General features: G+C 74.3%; 3 protein-coding genes. All 3 read right to left on the reverse strand.

Features of this window, described 5'->3' with window-relative positions; translation table 11 throughout:
* Positions 1–359: 359 nt before the first annotated feature.
* Entirely contained in the window at positions 360–1,094 is a 735-nt protein-coding gene (locus ND748_RS30835; RefSeq protein ID WP_251749825.1) for an SDR family oxidoreductase, read from the reverse strand.
* A 69-nt stretch (positions 1,095–1,163) separates the two neighbouring features.
* Complete coding sequence (locus tag ND748_RS30840) at positions 1,164–1,319, reverse strand: hypothetical protein (protein ID WP_251749827.1); 156 nt, start codon at positions 1,317–1,319, stop codon at positions 1,164–1,166.
* Between the two features lie 84 nt (positions 1,320–1,403).
* On the reverse strand, positions 1,404–1,977 hold a 574-nt coding region (locus ND748_RS30845; protein WP_285902950.1), incomplete at its 5' end, for an FAD-linked oxidase C-terminal domain-containing protein.

The following is a 1,977-nucleotide window of genomic DNA, read 5'->3' on the forward strand; positions in this document are numbered from 1 at the left end:
GCGCCCCCGGTCGGGCAGCGCGCTGCCCCGCGGCCCGCGCCGCGCCCGCCGACCGCGTTCCCTCACCGTCGGCGGGCATCACATGCGTGCTGTCCGCCGGCTGCCCGTCACCGTCGCGTCCGTCGTTCACCGGACCATCTCCTGCCAGTACCGCGCCGGAGCACGCCGTCGCTGTGTGGTCTTCCGCCTGTCGGCTGTCATGCACCAGGCTCTGCCGGATCGTCGCACGTTACGCGCCGCCGGCAGGCCCACGGGTCCGATCATCCCCGGAACAGGCTTGTCGGATTACCGACCTTCACCCAAAGCAAGCCGGAACAGGCACCTTCGGCGCCGGTCCGGCACACTCTGTTACCCACAGCTCACACCTCCAGCGGGAGCTGCGCCACCGCGGTGTCCCGTCTGACCGGTGCCAGGCGGAACACGTCGCCGCGCGGCGCCGCGAACGCCTGCCAGAAGTGGTCCGCGACCTCAGCGGGACGAAGCGGGCCCGCCGGGCCTACCCGCCCGTCGAGGACGACCGTGCGCAGCCGGATCCCGCGGGCGGCCAGCGTCGGACGCAGCGCCTCGGCGAGCGCGGTCAGCCCCGCCTTACCGACGGCCAGGACGAAGCGGCCGGCCACCGGTTCGGTGCGCGGACTCGCCGTGGTGAGCAGGATCGTCGCGGCCACCCGGTCGTCGAGCAGCCCGGCGGCCACCTGCACGGCCGCAAGTGCCCCGGTGACGTTGACGGCGAGCGTCTGGTTCATCGTCTCGGCCGCCACCGTGAGCGCGGCCCCGCGGATGCTGAGCTTGGCGTTGTAGACGAGCACGGTGAGCCCGCCGATCTCGGCGGACACCCGCTCGACCGCGCCGGCGAGCGCCGTGGAGTCGGTGACGTCCGCGACCGCGCCGGCCACCGTGAGCCCCTCCTGCGCCAGCGCCTCGCGCACCCGGGTGAGGGTGTCGGCGGACCGGGAGACGACCCCCAGCGCGAAGCCCTCCCGCCCGTACCGGCGCACCAGCTCGACGCCGAAGCTCGTGCCCGGCCCGATCACGATCAGGCCGCGCGTCAGCGGCTCGGACGCATCCGGCTCGCGCGGCGCGCTGCTGGTCATGCCCACATCCTGGCCGAGGCGGCGGCGACAGATGCCGGGGATGGCCAGATCGGCCGCCACGGGGACGGGTCAGGTTCGGGCGCGCTCGTCCCGGGCGGCCTGCACCGCGTTGGCGGCCCGCAGGGGCGCGCAGCGCGCGAAGGCCCAGCCGAGGGCGGCGCTGACGATAATCACGGGGATCAGCAGAAGCAGCAGAGCGACGACGACCGCGCCGAAGGTCTCCATGGTGTCCTCGTACCCACGATCCGGGGTAGCCCAGTCGGGCCGGACGCACCAACGGCTCCGGGCGCCGCTCTGCCAGCGTGTGCGTCAGGCGACGAGGACCCCCGGGTTGAGAATTCCGGCGGGGTCCAGGGTGCGCTTCACCGCGCGCAGCACGTCGACGCCGAGGTCACCGATCTCGGCGCCGAGCCAGGGGCGATGTTCCGTGCCGACGGCGTGATGATGGGTGATCGTGCCGCCCGCGGCGATGATCGCATCGCCGGCCGCCGCCTTCGCCGCCCGCCAGCTCCCGATCGGGTCCACACCCTGCGCGCACACCACGGTGAAGTAGAACGACGCCCCGGTCTCGTACAGGTGGGAGATATGGCACATCACCACCGGCGCCAGCCCTGCTGCGCCGAGCGATCCGGTCAGTGCCTCGCGCACGCCCGCGTACAGCGCCGGCAGGGTGGCCCAGAACCCGGCGGTCTCCAACGTCTCGGCGAAGATCCCCAGATCGAGCAGGGCGTCGCGCAGGTAGGGCGCCCGGAACCGGCCCCGTTCCCAGTCGGCGCCGGCCGCGGCGTCCAGCCGCCGGGCGCCGCCGGCCAGCAGCACCCCCGCGACCTCGGCGGCGCGCCGCTCGACCGCCGGCCCGGACCCCTCGTACCCGGTGACGAGG

Source organism: Frankia sp. AiPs1 (genome assembly GCF_023716945.1).
GTDB lineage: Bacteria > Actinomycetota > Actinomycetes > Frankiales > Frankiaceae > Frankia.

Coding starts and splice junctions, on each gene's coding strand:
- ND748_RS30840 (WP_251749827.1), bottom strand. CDS start 1,319: ATGGAGACCTTCGGCGCGGTCGTCGTCGCTCTGCTGCTTCTGCTGATC.
- ND748_RS30835 (WP_251749825.1), bottom strand. CDS start 1,094: ATGACCAGCAGCGCGCCGCGCGAGCCGGATGCGTCCGAGCCGCTGACG.